The 13,569-nt window shown below is 56.5% G+C and carries 12 protein-coding genes; 6 read left to right on the top strand and 6 right to left on the bottom strand.

The annotated features are described in order from the left end of the window. Positions 1-13 precede the first annotated feature (13 nt). Genes CAF87_RS02800 through CAF87_RS02820 form a run of 5 tightly spaced genes read right to left on the bottom strand, consistent with a single transcriptional unit; the run spans position 14 to position 5,602 of the window. Positions 14-2,197 carry a hypothetical protein gene (locus CAF87_RS02800; RefSeq protein WP_085730544.1) on the bottom strand — a complete coding sequence of 728 codons (2,184 nt, stop codon included), beginning with the start codon at positions 2,195-2,197 and terminating at the stop codon, positions 14-16. A gap of 19 nt (positions 2,198-2,216) precedes the next feature. Next, on the bottom strand, positions 2,217-2,618 hold the full coding sequence (locus CAF87_RS02805) for a GtrA family protein (RefSeq protein ID WP_256575963.1): 402 nt from the start codon (positions 2,616-2,618) through the stop codon (positions 2,217-2,219). Next, a complete protein-coding gene (locus tag CAF87_RS29605) occupies positions 2,615-3,571 on the bottom strand; it encodes a WxcM-like domain-containing protein (protein ID WP_085730545.1) in 957 nt (318 codons plus the stop codon). Before CAF87_RS29605 ends, CAF87_RS02805 begins: the two co-directional genes overlap by 4 nt. Further along, entirely contained in the window at positions 3,564-4,508 is a 945-nt protein-coding gene (locus CAF87_RS02815; RefSeq protein WP_085730546.1) for a glycosyltransferase family 2 protein, read from the bottom strand. Before CAF87_RS02815 ends, CAF87_RS29605 begins: the two co-directional genes overlap by 8 nt. Continuing rightward, positions 4,505-5,602: a DegT/DnrJ/EryC1/StrS aminotransferase family protein gene (locus CAF87_RS02820; protein WP_085730547.1), complete on the bottom strand. Its 1,098-nt coding sequence runs from the start codon at positions 5,600-5,602 to the stop codon at positions 4,505-4,507. The genes CAF87_RS02815 and CAF87_RS02820 overlap by 4 nt, the downstream gene beginning before the upstream one ends. 544 nt (positions 5,603-6,146) lie before the next feature. Here CAF87_RS02820 and CAF87_RS02825 point away from each other — a divergent pair. From CAF87_RS02825 to fabF, 6 genes are all read left to right on the top strand, one after another. Then, positions 6,147-7,118, top strand: coding sequence for an SDR family oxidoreductase (locus CAF87_RS02825; RefSeq protein WP_085730548.1), 972 nt, complete (start codon positions 6,147-6,149; stop codon positions 7,116-7,118). Beyond that, entirely contained in the window at positions 7,115-8,125 is a 1,011-nt protein-coding gene (locus tag CAF87_RS02830; protein ID WP_085730549.1) for a glycosyltransferase family 4 protein, read from the top strand. The genes CAF87_RS02825 and CAF87_RS02830 overlap by 4 nt, the downstream gene beginning before the upstream one ends. A 126-nt stretch (positions 8,126-8,251) precedes the next feature. Next, positions 8,252-10,246, top strand: a complete 1,995-nt coding sequence (locus CAF87_RS02835; RefSeq protein WP_085730550.1) for a nucleoside-diphosphate sugar epimerase/dehydratase — start codon at positions 8,252-8,254, stop codon at positions 10,244-10,246. A 110-nt stretch (positions 10,247-10,356) separates the two neighbouring features. Beyond that, positions 10,357-10,692, top strand: a complete 336-nt coding sequence (locus tag CAF87_RS02840; protein ID WP_085730551.1) for a ComEA family DNA-binding protein — start codon at positions 10,357-10,359, stop codon at positions 10,690-10,692. Between the two features lie 217 nt (positions 10,693-10,909). Then, positions 10,910-11,704 (top strand): SDR family oxidoreductase, encoded by a 795-nt coding sequence (locus CAF87_RS02845; RefSeq protein ID WP_085730552.1) that lies wholly within the window; start codon positions 10,910-10,912, stop codon positions 11,702-11,704. 32 nt (positions 11,705-11,736) lie between these two features. Then, on the top strand, positions 11,737-13,011 hold the full coding sequence (gene fabF, locus CAF87_RS02850; RefSeq protein ID WP_085730553.1) for a beta-ketoacyl-ACP synthase II: 1,275 nt from the start codon (positions 11,737-11,739) through the stop codon (positions 13,009-13,011). Here fabF and CAF87_RS02855 read toward each other — a convergent pair. Further along, positions 13,008-13,565, bottom strand: a complete 558-nt coding sequence (locus CAF87_RS02855; protein WP_085730554.1) for a TetR/AcrR family transcriptional regulator — start codon at positions 13,563-13,565, stop codon at positions 13,008-13,010. The two genes, fabF and CAF87_RS02855, sit on opposite strands and share 4 nt — an antisense overlap. Between the last annotated feature and the right edge of the window lie 4 nt (positions 13,566-13,569).

A 13,569-nucleotide genomic window follows, 5' to 3' on the forward strand; every position in this document is an offset into this window, starting at 1 on the left:
ACTTATCGCGCTTTCATCTGATTTGCCTAGTAACGTTTATCCAGTCCAGTTCGGCGGAAACGCCGCCATTTCCGGCGTCCACATCTGAAATGAATTCGATGGAGTTTCGACCTGGCTTGAGTGTGTCGGCCGGCACGCTTCCACTGAATCTGCCGTCCTGGATCCACTGCAGCGGAATATGGATTCCGTTGACTTCTACCTGCATCTTGTCGCGTAACTGTTTATTGGCGAAGCTTTTGAAAAAACCATTGATCTCATAAGGGGCAGATGCAGGTATCAAATCGAAAACGAGAGATGACTGCGGTGCGTTTTTCCACGCCGAAGCTGTATGAACAAAGCGTCTTGTTTCCCATTGCGTGTTCCTCCAGCCAGACCCGGCGATTGGCGGAGTCATGCTCCACCACCTGCCAAAGTCCCAGTAGTACTCATCAGGGGCCGGTTGGCGGAACTGGAAGAATTGAAACCAGGGGTGCGATTCAGTGATGCCTCGCAGCCGGGCACCTGCCGGAGATGACTCGGACTCCAGCTCCTTGCGCCATGCATTCAGCTCGGCATTGGCAGCAGGTGCTTCGCCCCTTCCAACTTCGACAGTTACAACGTCCGCATTGGAAAGTTTCTTGCTCGGTGGTGGGGGAGTGTCAAACGGCACGGGATAGTTGAGTGTCCATCCTTCTTCGGTTTTCTCGCATGTACCTTTGCGCTGCAACGGGTCGGTCTGTTGCCACTCGTGGCTAGGCATATAGCAGACTTCAATGGTGTCCGCCGGCTTTTCGTATATATGGAAAAGGATGGCGCTCAGGTCTGGGTTCAAAAACATCCAGTCATGATTGAGTTGATTGGAGTAGTCAAGGATCAGCAGAGTTTTACCGACTGCATTTCCGTCAAAGTTATGGGCGATGTCGTTGAGGATCGACTGTTGCCTTTTGGAAATTTCAATGTAGTGCTGGAACTGAAACAGCTGTGCTGACAGTCCGGTGAAAATCAGCATTGCAGACAGCGTGGCTGTGGCTGTTTTCGAATATCGGTAAATGCACAGGAGCAGTGCGATAAATATCATCGTCGCTCCGGGAGCTGCATATAGAAAAGTTCTCTGGCTGACGGCCATGTGCGCAGGATTGAAAATGAACGGCAGATAGCCTAGGCAAATCAGGACGAGTCCGATCGCGATCATGCGCACGGGCAACGTCCAGCGTGAGTTCGAACCTGTCTCGACCAGGAGGGTGTCTTTTGATTTCCAGGCGGCAAATGCAATCAATGCAAGCAGTAGCGCGGTAGCGACGGTCACATACCAATAACTGCCGATTTCAGAACCGGTGATTCTGAATGCATCAATCCAGCCGCCGAAAACGCTTCGTTTTACACCCAGGGTGAACAGTTTGGGGAAGTACATTTTTACAGAGGCTAGTGCACTATCACCCACCACTGCGCTTTGATAACTGTGTACCAGCGGCAGAGTGTGTATTACATAGATGATATACGCGGCCGGGCCGACCGCCCAGATCAGGTGTTGACAGTAGAACCGCTTGATATGCGCAGCAATGCCTTTGATGCCGACTTGTATGAAGACCACGAATGCTGGAATGGCCGCCAGCAGTAGCGCTACTTCGTACATCGCGCAGCTGGCAGCGAGTATCAGGCTTGCAAGGGCACTGAGAATTAAGGACTTGACTCTGTTTCTTTCGTCGAGTGCCCGTATCAGCAGGACGCTGGCCAACAAGACAAGGCTGAGGGCCCAGTTGATGTGGATGGACCTGAACGACAGTTGCATGGTGTCAGCGGGGAAAACGATGACCAGCACGCTCGCCAGCATTCCCCATTTGATTGCGCCTGTGATGCGGGTGGTGATGACACTGGCAGCCCATCCCTTGATCACCAAGGCAATGATCAGTAAGACATGCCAATAGTTGAACGAGTTAGGGTCGAGGCTGTATGCAATTGCATGAGGAAGAATAGTGAGCGGTCGAAGGGCATGCGCCGGCATTGCACTGGCGGCATCTGTCAGAAAAAACACACCGACTCTGCTGAATAACCCAACAACCCCCCACTCTTCGAGCAATCCGGTCAGGGCGAAGCCAAACGGAAGCCAGATAAAAAATACGGTAAGCAGAGCTGGGCCCAGATGGGCGAGCCAGATCAGTTTTTTTCCATGAAGTGTTGCTGGCGCCAAAGTTGGCGCCTGATTGAAAATTGCAGTCATGTGGTGCCCGTTGGTCCTGTTATGGTTTTGTTTTATGTGTGACCTTCAGGACAAATTTATTCAATAGATAGCTGCATGGCAGCAGAAGCAAAATCACCAGAATCGGAGCGATCGCTTTGTGTAAATGCAGGTGCTCGACCAGGAGGTTGAGTATTAATGCGCCGAGCAGATACTGCACCAGGTAGATGCTCGGATAGATCGCCATGCCAATCCATGACTGTTGAACCTTGAAAACAACTTTCGAGTTGAAGAAGTAGGCAAAAACAATCCCGGCCGCATAGGCGATTGCATAGGCTATCTGATAGTCGATCCAGTAACTCAACATCAAGTAGAGGCAGTAGGTCAGGCCGGTGTTGAGCCCGCCGCCGATCAGAAACTGAATCCAGCGACGAGCTTGGTTATTGTCTTTAAGTGCTATCACAATGGTGATTTTTTCGAGGTGAGTTTGACGAATTCCGAATAATCTCGAATATAGTCGTCAGCTTCGTAGTAATCGGAAGTGAACACCAGCAACACTGCGTCTTCAGAGTATTTGTATTGGATGCCCCACGTTAGTGGTGGCAGGTAAATCCCTTTGTTTGGCGCATCCAGAGTAACTTCTGCCCGATTGGTACCATCATCGACCACCACCGCACAGCTGCCTTTCACACAAATCAGGAACTGGTGGCATTTGTGATGAGCATGCTCACCACGAGTCTTCTGGCTCGGAACGTTGAATACCAGGAAGTAGCGTTTTGGTGTGAAGGGGATTTCCTTGTGGAACTCGCCGACCGACAAGTCACCACGCATGTCGGCGATGTATTTGAATCGGTGGGTGGTGACATCGCCCACACCGATCCGAACCACAGCATCCGACTGCTCTTCGGGTTTCGCCGCAGGGCTTTTGGCTGCATCGCTGAAGGCGGAGTTCTCGACGTAGCCGGTGATCCGGGCAGGGGATCCCGTGACGATGGCGTATGGCGGTACAGATTTTGTGACCACGGCACCTGCGCCGACCATCGCACCCGTGCCGATAGTGATGCCTGGCAGGATGACTGCTCCGCCGCCGATGGAAGCGCCGTCCTGGATCACCGTCTGAGAGAACGACTCCGGATAGACCTTCGAGCGTGGGAACTTGTCGTTGGTGAACGTGGCGTTCGGGCCGATGAACACATCGGAGCCGATCCGCAGGCCGTCCCAGACATAAACCCCGGATTTGATGGTCGTACGATCGCCGATCACCACGTCGTTTTCGATCAGTGAGTGCGAGCAGACATTGACGTCTTCACCAATCACCGCATCCTGGAAGACCACCACGTACTGCCAGATGCGCGTGTTCTTGCCGATGTTCTTGCTTTTGACATCGGCGCTGGCGTGGATGAACGGCTCACTCATTTGGAATTTCCTTGTTGTCGAGTTTCATGCAGACAATGGCCAGCGGTCGCTGCTTGCTGTTTTCGTAGGCCCGCCAGGCATAAGTGCCCACGAGGCCGACCCCGAGCAGATTCAATGTCCCCAGCAGCAGCACCACCAGCATGGTTGCGGCGTAACCCGGTACCTCAATGGCTCCCGACAGTCGCGCGATGATGACCATTACGCCAATGAACAGAGAGATGAGCGAGCCCATCGCGCCCATTCGGGTCAGCAGTCTGATTGGGTAGTCGGTGAAGGCGAACACACTGTCCATCATGTATTCGAGCTTTTTCTTGAAGGTCCATGCCGATTTGCCTTCGAGGCGGGTCTGACGCTCGTACTCGATGAACTTGCGACGGAAGCCCAGCCAGAAGATCAGTGCGATGAGCGACGAGCGGGACTCGTTCAGTTGTAGCAGTTGTTCACGGAACGCCTTGTTGCAACCGAAAATATCCACGCCGCCCTTTGGCATGTCATGCACGACCAGTCGGCGATACAGACCCCAGAAGATCGAGGAGGCCATGCGGCTGGAAAGCGGATCCTGACGGGCATTGCGGGTGCCGATGGCGACGTCGCATTCGTCATTGGAAAGCGACTTGAAGAAGCTGATCAAAAGCTCTGGCGGCTCCTGAAGGTCTGCTGCCATCACGCCGAAATACTCGCCCCTGGCAGCCATCAGGCCAGTGCGAATGGCCGGAAACGAGCCGAAGTTGCGCGAATGAGCCAACAATTGCGCGGAAAAGCGCATGGTGCCCAGTGCATTCTTGAGCAGGGCAAACGAATCGTCGGGACTGCCATCCACCACAAAAACCACCTCGAGCTGATTCTCGAGTGTGTCGTTCATGTCTGTCAGGGCCTGGATCAGCCGGGGTATCGAGTCAGCGTTCTTGTAAACCGGGACGATAACGGAATATCTCATGCCACCCATCCGTTGACGGCGGTGATCACGGTGCTGACCTCTTCGTCGGTCATTTCCGGGTAGCAAGGCAGGGTCAGGATCAGCGAGGCCAGTTGTTCGGTGTTGGCCAGGCTGTAGTCGGCGAACTGCTTGCCAAAGACTGGTTGCTTGTAGTCCGGGATCGGGTAATGAACGTCGGACGCGATCTGTGCTTCGCGCAAGTGCACTTGCAGCGCATCGCGCTTCGCCGACTTGATCACGTACAGGTGGGCGACCGAGGCGGTGCCTTGATCTTCGGCGTGATTTACATCCGCGTGATGGATTTCGTTTCTGTAGCGCGACGCGATTTCACGACGGCGTGCGTTACTCTCGTCGAGGTGCGGCAGAAACTCGGACAGGATCGCTGCCTGCATTTCATCCAGGCGACTGTTGCGGGCGCCGTCCAGTTCGACACAATATTTCGAGGACCAGCCGTATTGGCGCAATTGCGCTACGCGCTGGGCAATGGTCGCGGAGTTGGTGACGACGGCGCCGCCGTCACCCAGTGCGCCAAGGTTTTTGGTTGGGTAGAAGCTGAAGCTCGCAGCGTCGCCAAAAGTGCCGACTCGCTGTCCGTCGCGCTCGGCGCCGTGGGCCTGGGCGCAATCTTCGAGCAATGGAATCTGCCGCTCGCTGCAGTATTCGGCGATGGCCTTGATTTGTGGGGTTGCCAGGCCGTACAGGTGGGTGACGACCACGGCTTTGGCACCGGCTTCAATCGCCTGCTTGACGCCTTCGAGGGTCACTACGTGAGTCTGCAGGTCGACGTCCATGAAAATCGGGGTGGCGCCGATGGCCAGAACCGACGTAGTGGTGTACATCCCGGCATTGGCGACGGTTGCCACTTGATCGCCTTTGCCGACGCCCAGAGCCTTGAGAGCCAGTTCGATGGCATCGGTACCGTTGGCGACAGTGATGCAATGACCGGCATTCAAATATTGCGCGAAGGCGGTTTCAAAGCGTTTGACTTCCGGTCCCAAAATCACCCAGCCGCTGGCAATTACGCGTTGCACCGAAGAACTGATTTGCGATTGAAACTTTTCTATCTTCGCTGCAAGGTTATTGATCTGCTGCATGGGGCTCTCCATTTCGAAGCAAAAGACGTGCGATATATGTATTTTTGGCGGTGTTCGCCGATAATATTATGTGCCGAGCATGCAGTTGGCTCTTGCAGGCATGGGCTCGTGCCACTTTTCCGGACGGATTCTATCCGTACCCTGAGCCAGCTCCAACCAGCGAAGCGGATTTAGGCGATTTGTTTGTGTTGTGGAGGTGGGAACCGCATTTTCGCTGGCGTGACGGGCACTACTGATTTGAACGTGATGTGTCGTACTGGATTGCGAATCGTCAAGAATCAGTGCGCGCTAAAGTTTATTTTCTGGCTATTCGATATCTTGTGCTGCAAATCATTGTTCGGCGTGAGTCCGGACTATCGTGAGCCAGTGCTACAAGACGGCTGTTCAGCGAAAGTGGTCAACCGTTCACCGATTCAATAAACTGCGGCCCAAAGCTATTCCCCGGATAACGTCTGTCTCCTCATTGATGGGGCAGTTGATTGCCATTTCACGAAGAGTCCGCGCGTCCTCTTCGCCCTCATTCATGTTTCCCCAAGGGTCACCCATGAGCTCCAAGATATTCCTGGTTACTGGTGGCAGCGGTTTTGTGGGGCGCGCATTAATCGAACGACTGTCAGTGACACCAGAGTGTTCTGTCGTTGCTCCGGTACGGGGCGCGGTGATACCACTTCCGCCCGGAGCACGCTCGGTCCCGTGCGCGAGTCTTGAGTCGCCGCAGGACTGGAGTGCGGCGCTGAACGGTGTCGAGTGTGTCATTCACGCTGCCGCTCGCGTTCATGTCATGAAAGAAGCCGCGGCCGATCCGCTGGCGGCGTTTCGCCTGGTCAATGTCGATGGCACCTTGAACCTGGCGCGTCAGGCCGCTGCAGCCGGGGTCGGCAGGTTCGTTTTCATCAGTTCGATCAAGGTCAATGGCGAGGTCACGACGCCCGGGCACCCCTTCACCGCAGACGATTTGCCCGCTCCCGTCGATCCCTATGGCGTCTCCAAACTTGAGGCCGAACAGGCCTTGCAGGTGCTGGCGGCCGAAACAGGCATGGAGCTGGTGATCATCCGCCCGGTGCTGGTCTATGGTCCCGGGGTGAAAGCCAACTTTCTCAGCATGATGCGCTGGCTGTATCGCGGCGTGCCGCTACCGTTTGGCGCTGTAGGGAATCGGCGAAGCCTGGTTGCCATCGACAATCTGGTCGACCTGATCATGACATGCGCCGAGCACCCAGGCGCCGCCAACCAGATTTTCCTGGCCAGTGATGGCGAAGATCTATCGACCACTCAGCTCCTGCGCAAGCTGGCAGTTGCCATGGGGCGCCATGCGCATCTGTTGCCGGTGCCGGTCAGCGTGATGAATGGCGTGGCCACCGTGTTGGGGCGCCGGGCGCTGTCGCAAAGGATTTTTGCCTCCCTGCAAGTTGATATCAGCAAAAACCGGCGGCTGTTGAACTGGGTGCCTCCGGTAGCCCTGGACCGCGCCCTGGCAATGACGGCGCAACACTTTCTGGATACTCGCCAATCATGAATTACGGATGGTTCATACCAGTCGCTGCACTTCTGTCCTTCGGTTGTACCTGGCTATTACGCCACTACGCGTTGTCGCGCAGCCTGATGGATATTCCCAATGCGCGCAGTTCGCATTCTGTGCCGACCCCGCGTGGTGGCGGAGTAGCCATAGTCCTGACTTTCATGGTCGCACTGGTTTTCCTGCTCTGGCGGGACCTGATCGTCACGGCTCAGTTCTGGGCGATTGCGGGAGCGGGCGGCCTGGTCGCGGTCATCGGCTTTATGGATGACCACGGGCATATCGCTGCTCGCTGGCGCCTGTTGGGTCATTTTGCAGCCGCCACCTGGCTGCTTTTCTGGATGGGAGGTCTGCCGCCTATCGCGATTTTCGGATGGCAGGTCGATCTCGGCGTGGTTGGGCAGTTGCTTGCCGTGGTTTATCTGGTGTGGTTGCTGAATCTATACAACTTCATGGATGGCATTGACGGTATCGCGAGTGTCGAAGCCATCAGCATCTGTCTCAGTGCGTGTCTGCTTGCCTGGCTAGGCGGTTGGTTGCAATTGGTCTGGGCACCGCTGCTGCTTGCGGTGTGCGTCGCCGGTTTCCTGTTCTGGAATTTTCCGCCCGCAAAAATCTTCATGGGTGATGCCGGTAGTGGCTTCCTCGGCATCGTGCTGGGAGGCCTGTCGCTGCAGGCGGCGGCGGTTTCGAGTGATTTTTTATGGGGCTGGCTGATCCTGCTCGGCGTATTCATTGTTGATGCAACTTACACCTTGCTTCGCCGATTGCTACGCGGTGACAAAGTGTATGAAGCCCATCGCAGCCATGCCTATCAGTTCGCCTCTCGTCGGTTTGGTCGTCATCTGCCGGTAACTATTGCCGTTGCGGCGATCAATATGTTCTGGCTGTTGCCGGTTGCCGTGGCGGTGACACGTTTTGGGCTGGACGGCAGCCTGGGCCTGATTGTGGCCTATGCTCCTTTGCTGTTGCTGGCAATCAGGTTTCGGGCCGGTGAACTTGAATAGAAGGTTGATGAATAACTGTTAACGGTATTGAGATTGTCATTTAGGTTTAAAGTAGACGAGATGCGCTACTGATTTACCGAGGCGATGCATCAGTTGAAGGGAGGGGCTGAGGTGTTTGAGGATTCAATGAACAAGATCAGAGAGCGGTTGCTGGGATTGCCCCGGCGGCGAAAGCGTCTTATACAAGTGGCAACAGACATTATCCTGGTCTGGGCCGCGCTCTGGTTGGCATTCATTGTCCGACTGGGGATTGACGACATGTACAACCCCTTCAAAGTGCATCTCTGGCTGTTCGCATGCGCACCCGTTGTCGCGATTCCTCTGTTTATTCGTTTTGGCATGTACCGGGCGGTCATGCGTTACTTCGGCAATGACGCGTTGATCGCGATTATCAAAGCCGTCAGTTTGTCCTCCTTGATTTTGGCTGTAGTTGTCTACTGGTACAGCAATCACGAAACCGTTGTTCCGCGTTCGATCATATTCAACTACTGGTGGCTGAGTCTGGTCATTATCGGCGGATTGCGCCTTTGCATGCGTCAGTACTTCATGGGGGACTGGTTTACCGCGTCTTTGCATGTACCGTTCACCAGTCGCGACAACGGCTTGACCAAGGTCGCCATCTACGGCGCCGGTGTTGCCGGCAATCAATTGGTGGCAGCACTTCGCATGGGTAAAGTGATGCGCCCGGTGGCGTTCGTTGACGATGACCCGAGTATTGCGGAGCGTTCGATTTCCGGGCTGCATGTCTACAAGCCCAAACACATTCAAGAGATGATCGATGTCACAGGCGCCCAGGAAATCCTCCTCGCGCTTCCGTCATCGACCCGGGCGCGGCGTCGGGAGATTCTTAACCTGCTTGAAGGGTTTCCGCTTCACGTAAGAAGTGTGCCGAATTTCACCGATCTGGCGAGCGGCCGGGTCAAGGTCGAGGATATTCAAGAGGTAGATATTGCCGACCTGCTGGGACGCGACTCGGTGCCCGCGCAGCCGGATCTGCTGGAGCGCTGTATCAAGGGCAAGACTGTGATGGTGACGGGAGCGGGCGGCTCGATCGGTTCGGAATTGTGCCGGCAGATCTTCGCACTGGGACCGACCACGCTGCTGCTGTTCGATCACAGTGAGTTCAATCTGTACAGCATTCTGTCCGAGCTGGAACGGCGTGGTTGCCGGGAGTCTGTATCCGTGCACTTGCTGCCGATTCTCGGCTCTATCCGCCACCCGCATAAACTGCTCGATGTCATGAAGACCTGGCGGGTCGACACCGTTTATCACGCTGCCGCCTACAAGCATGTGCCTATGGTCGAGCACAACATTGCCGAAGGCGTGCTGAACAATGTGATCGGCACGCTCAATACGGCTCAGGCAGCATTGCAATCAGGCGTGTCCAACTTTGTATTGATTTCGACGGACAAGGCTGTGCGTCCGACCAACATCATGGGCAGCACCAAGCGCTTGGCCGAGTTGACCCTTCAGGCCTTGAGTCGTGAAATTGCGCCGGTTTTGTTTGGCGACAAATCCAATGTCTCTCGGGTCAATAAAACCCGCTTCACCATGGTCCGTTTCGGTAATGTGCTGGGGTCATCCGGGTCGGTGATTCCGCTGTTTCACAACCAGATCAAGTCCGGCGGCCCGCTGACAGTCACCCATCCGAAAATCACCCGTTACTTCATGACCATCCCCGAAGCCGCACAACTGGTTATCCAGGCAGGCTCCATGGGGCAGGGCGGCGATGTGTTCGTGCTGGATATGGGGGAGCCGGTGAAAATCGTTGAGCTCGCGGAAAAGATGATCCATCTGTCCGGTCTGAGCATTCGCTCCGAGCGTAATCCGCAGGGTGACATCTCAATTGAGTTCACCGGTTTGCGGCCTGGAGAAAAGCTCTATGAAGAGCTATTGATCGGCGACAACGTCGCCGCCACGCCGCATCCGATGATCATGACTGCCAGTGAAGATCATTTGCCATGGGATGTTCTTAAATCCCGGTTGGGAGAGCTGCTCGCTGCTGTCGATGCGGATGACTACTCCCGCGTCCGCCAGCTTCTGCGCGAAACCGTCAGCGGCTACACCCCTGACGGCGAAATCGTCGACTGGATCTACCAGCAGCGCCGTCTCGAACCCTGATTGTTTCACATCCTGTAACGGACACGTTTTTGACAGGCTCCCATCATCGCCTAAGTTTGGAGAGCAGCTTCGGAAAAGCTGCTTTCTCAATTGATGATGGAGCGTCACTTATGCGTACCGGTTATTTCTACTCCCTGATTTTTGCCTTGCTGACCAGTGCCTCGATTGCCGCCATTGCTGCACCTCTGGCTTCTTCCGAAACGAACAAGGCGCCTGTGGTGATGGACGCCTCAGCCGCTTCTGAAAATCAGAAGGTCGATCTGAACGGTGCCGATGCGGCCACTCTGCAGAAGGAACTTGCAGGCGTAGGCGAGGCCAAGGCGAAAGCGATTGTTGCTTATCGTGAAACAAACGGGCCGTTCGCGTCGGTGGATGAATTGCTGGAAGTGAAGGGGATCGGCAAGGCGATCCTGGATCGCAATCGCGACAAGCTGGAAGTGAACTAAGCTTATTGTTCAACGCTAAAGGGCCGGTCATTGACCGGCCCTTTTTGGTTCCCGGTTCCTGAGTACATCGCAGAAGGACGACAGCCTTTCCGTCGGAAAATAGAAAATTACGGCTATCATATTGCTTTGAGATTATGCCTATAATAATTTCAGCCGCCACTGAAGCCTTCTGCTTTTCAGAGGTCGCTCATCCTTCACGCATTTCAGGAGTATCGTTATGAATTCACCGAAAACCCAAGGCACGGCGCTTGTCACGGGCGCCTCTTCCGGCATCGGTGCGGTGTATGCCGATCGATTGGCGGCGCGTGGTTTTGATCTGTTGCTGGTGGCTCGCGATCAGGAACGCCTGGAGTCTGCTGCAGACAGGTTGCGGGATGCTCACGGTGTCCAGGTCGAAGTGCTGAGGGCCGATCTGACGCAAAAAAATGAGGTGCTCAAGCTTGAGCAGCGCCTGCGCAGCGATTCCAGCATCAGCCTGTTGGTCAACAATGCGGGGGTGGCAATTAATGGATTGCTGGCCAATGCCGATCCCGAGGCGCTGGAGAAGCTGATTCAATTGAACGTCACAACCCTCACCCGGCTGGCAGCCGCTGCTGCCTCGGCATTCACCAGCGCCGGGCGCGGCACGATCATTAATATCGCGTCGGTGGTCGCCTTGTTCCCCGAACGTTTCAATGCCACCTACAGTGCCAGCAAGGCCTACGTGTTGAGCCTCACTCAGTCGCTCAATACGGAACTTGAAGGCACCGGGGTCAAGGTGCAAGCGGTATTGCCCGGTGTGACCCGAACTGAAATCTGGGAACGGTCCGGCACTGACGCCAGTGGCATACCCGCGGAGATGGTCATGGAGGCGGGCGAAATGGTCGATGCCGCATTGTCCGGGCTGGATCAGGGCGAACTCGTCACCATTCCTTCGCTGCCAGACGCCGCAGAGTGGCAAGCCTTCGTCGCCGCGCGTCATGTGATGGCGCCCAACCTGTCCCACAGCTCGGCGGCCAGCCGTTACAAGTGAAGGACTTTTGAGTCGTGAGAGGTCAACCCGATATGGATCAGCGTCGAGTAGTTGTTACGGGTATGGGCCTGGTATCGCCCTTGGGCAGTGGTGTCGAAGTCGTTTGGCAGCGTTTGCTTGCCGGGCGCTCGGGCTTGCGCCAGTTGCCGGAAGCGGTGATTGCCGATCTGCCGGCCCGGGTCGGTGGTGTGGTGCCGACAATGGAAGAGGACGCCGAGGCCGGTTTCGATCCGGATCGGGCGACGCCGCCCAAAGAGCAGAAGAAAATGGATCGTTTCATTCTGTTTGCCATGGAGGCTGCCCGTCAGGCGCTTGAGCAGGCCGGCTGGCACCCGAACGCCCCCCTCGCTCAGGAGCGCACAGCGACCATCATCGGCTCCGGTGTCGGCGGATTCGGCGCGATTGCCGATGCCGTGCGCACCACCGACAGCCGTGGTCCGCGTCGCTTGTCGCCGTTCACCATCCCTTCGTTTTTGGTCAACCTCGCGGCGGGCCATGTCTCGATCCAGCACGGTCTGAAGGGCCCGCTAGGTGCGCCGGTCACCGCGTGTGCCGCTGGCGTGCAGGCGATCGGTGACGCCGCTCGGCTGATTCGTGCCGGTGAGGCCGACATTGCCGTGTGCGGCGGTGCGGAAGCATGCATCGACCGCGTGAGCCTTGCCGGATTTGCAGCGGCGCGGGCACTCTCCAGTGGCTACAACGAAACGCCCGAGCGTGCTTCGCGCCCGTTCGACAGCGGGCGTGACGGTTTCGTGATGGGCGAGGGGGCCGGGTTGCTGGTGATCGAGTCGCTGGATCACGCATTGGCCCGTGGTGCCAAGCCACTGGCCGAACTGGTCGGCTACGGCACCAGTGCCGACGCCTATCATTTGACTGCCGGGCCGGAAGACGGCAGCGGAGCTCGACGAGCCATGACGCTGGCGCTGGCTCAGGCCGGTATCGCGCCGGATCAGGTGCAGCATCTGAATGCACATGCGACCTCGACGCCGGTTGGCGATCTCGGGGAACTGGCGGCCATCAAGTCGGTGTTTGGAGCGCAGAGCAAGATCGCCGTGACCTCGACCAAATCCGCCACCGGCCATTTATTGGGAGCTGCCGGTGGCCTGGAAGCGATCTTCACGTTGTTGGCTATCCGCGACCAGACCGTTCCGCCTACCCTCAATCTGGACAATCCCGACCCGGCCAGCGAAGGCGTGGACATCGTCCACGGTCAGGCGCGGTCAATGCCGATCGAATACGCGCTGTCCAACGGCTTCGGTTTCGGTGGGGTCAATGCCAGCGTGCTGTTCAAGCGCTGGCAGGCTTAGTCTTCGGAGCGCTTGAGTTGTTCGCGGGTGACGTCGAGGATCTGTTGGGCAAACCCGGCATCCGCGACGCTGCGTGAGAGCAGGAGCGCGCCCGCCAGTGTCGCCATGATGACGATGCTGCGTTCGGCCGCGTTCTCGCCTTCAAGGGTGTTCTGGATCTGATCCAGACGCGCCTTGAGCACGAGATCGCTGGTCGGGCTCGGTTGTCCGCGCAATCCCAGTTCCGAAGAAATGGTCAGCAGCGGGCAGCCTTCATGAGGAGAGGTCTGGTGCCATTCGGACAGGTACGTATCGATGAAGGCTTCCAGCGGTTTTTCCTGGGCGAACAGCTCCTCGCACAAGCCCGCGACCTGATCGCCAGCCGCCTGCAGGGCTTTTTCGACCAGGTCGTCCTTGGATTTGAAATGCGAATAAAAGCCACCGTGGGTCAGGCCCAGCGCTTTCATCAACGGTTGCAGACCGGTCGCGCCGATGCCGTCCTTGCGAAAGCGTTCGGATGCTTCCTTGATAATGCGCTGATGGGTCTGGGCTTTATGATCTTGCGAGTAACGCATTTAA

It is taken from the genome of Pseudomonas sp. R38(2017) (genome assembly GCF_002112395.1).
In the GTDB taxonomy this organism is placed as follows: domain Bacteria; phylum Pseudomonadota; class Gammaproteobacteria; order Pseudomonadales; family Pseudomonadaceae; genus Aquipseudomonas.

Coding starts and splice junctions, on each gene's coding strand:
- CAF87_RS02815 (WP_085730546.1), bottom strand. CDS start 4,508: ATGAGATATTCCGTTATCGTCCCGGTTTACAAGAACGCTGACTCGATA.
- CAF87_RS02825 (WP_085730548.1), top strand. CDS start 6,147: ATGAGCTCCAAGATATTCCTGGTTACTGGTGGCAGCGGTTTTGTGGGG.
- CAF87_RS02800 (WP_085730544.1), bottom strand. CDS start 2,197: ATGACTGCAATTTTCAATCAGGCGCCAACTTTGGCGCCAGCAACACTT.
- CAF87_RS02855 (WP_085730554.1), bottom strand. CDS start 13,565: ATGCGTTACTCGCAAGATCATAAAGCCCAGACCCATCAGCGCATTATC.
- fabF (WP_085730553.1), top strand. CDS start 11,737: ATGGATCAGCGTCGAGTAGTTGTTACGGGTATGGGCCTGGTATCGCCC.
- CAF87_RS02840 (WP_085730551.1), top strand. CDS start 10,357: ATGCGTACCGGTTATTTCTACTCCCTGATTTTTGCCTTGCTGACCAGT.
- CAF87_RS02845 (WP_085730552.1), top strand. CDS start 10,910: ATGAATTCACCGAAAACCCAAGGCACGGCGCTTGTCACGGGCGCCTCT.
- CAF87_RS02835 (WP_085730550.1), top strand. CDS start 8,252: ATGAACAAGATCAGAGAGCGGTTGCTGGGATTGCCCCGGCGGCGAAAG.
- CAF87_RS02820 (WP_085730547.1), bottom strand. CDS start 5,602: ATGCAGCAGATCAATAACCTTGCAGCGAAGATAGAAAAGTTTCAATCG.
- CAF87_RS29605 (WP_085730545.1), bottom strand. CDS start 3,571: ATGAGTGAGCCGTTCATCCACGCCAGCGCCGATGTCAAAAGCAAGAAC.
- CAF87_RS02830 (WP_085730549.1), top strand. CDS start 7,115: ATGAATTACGGATGGTTCATACCAGTCGCTGCACTTCTGTCCTTCGGT.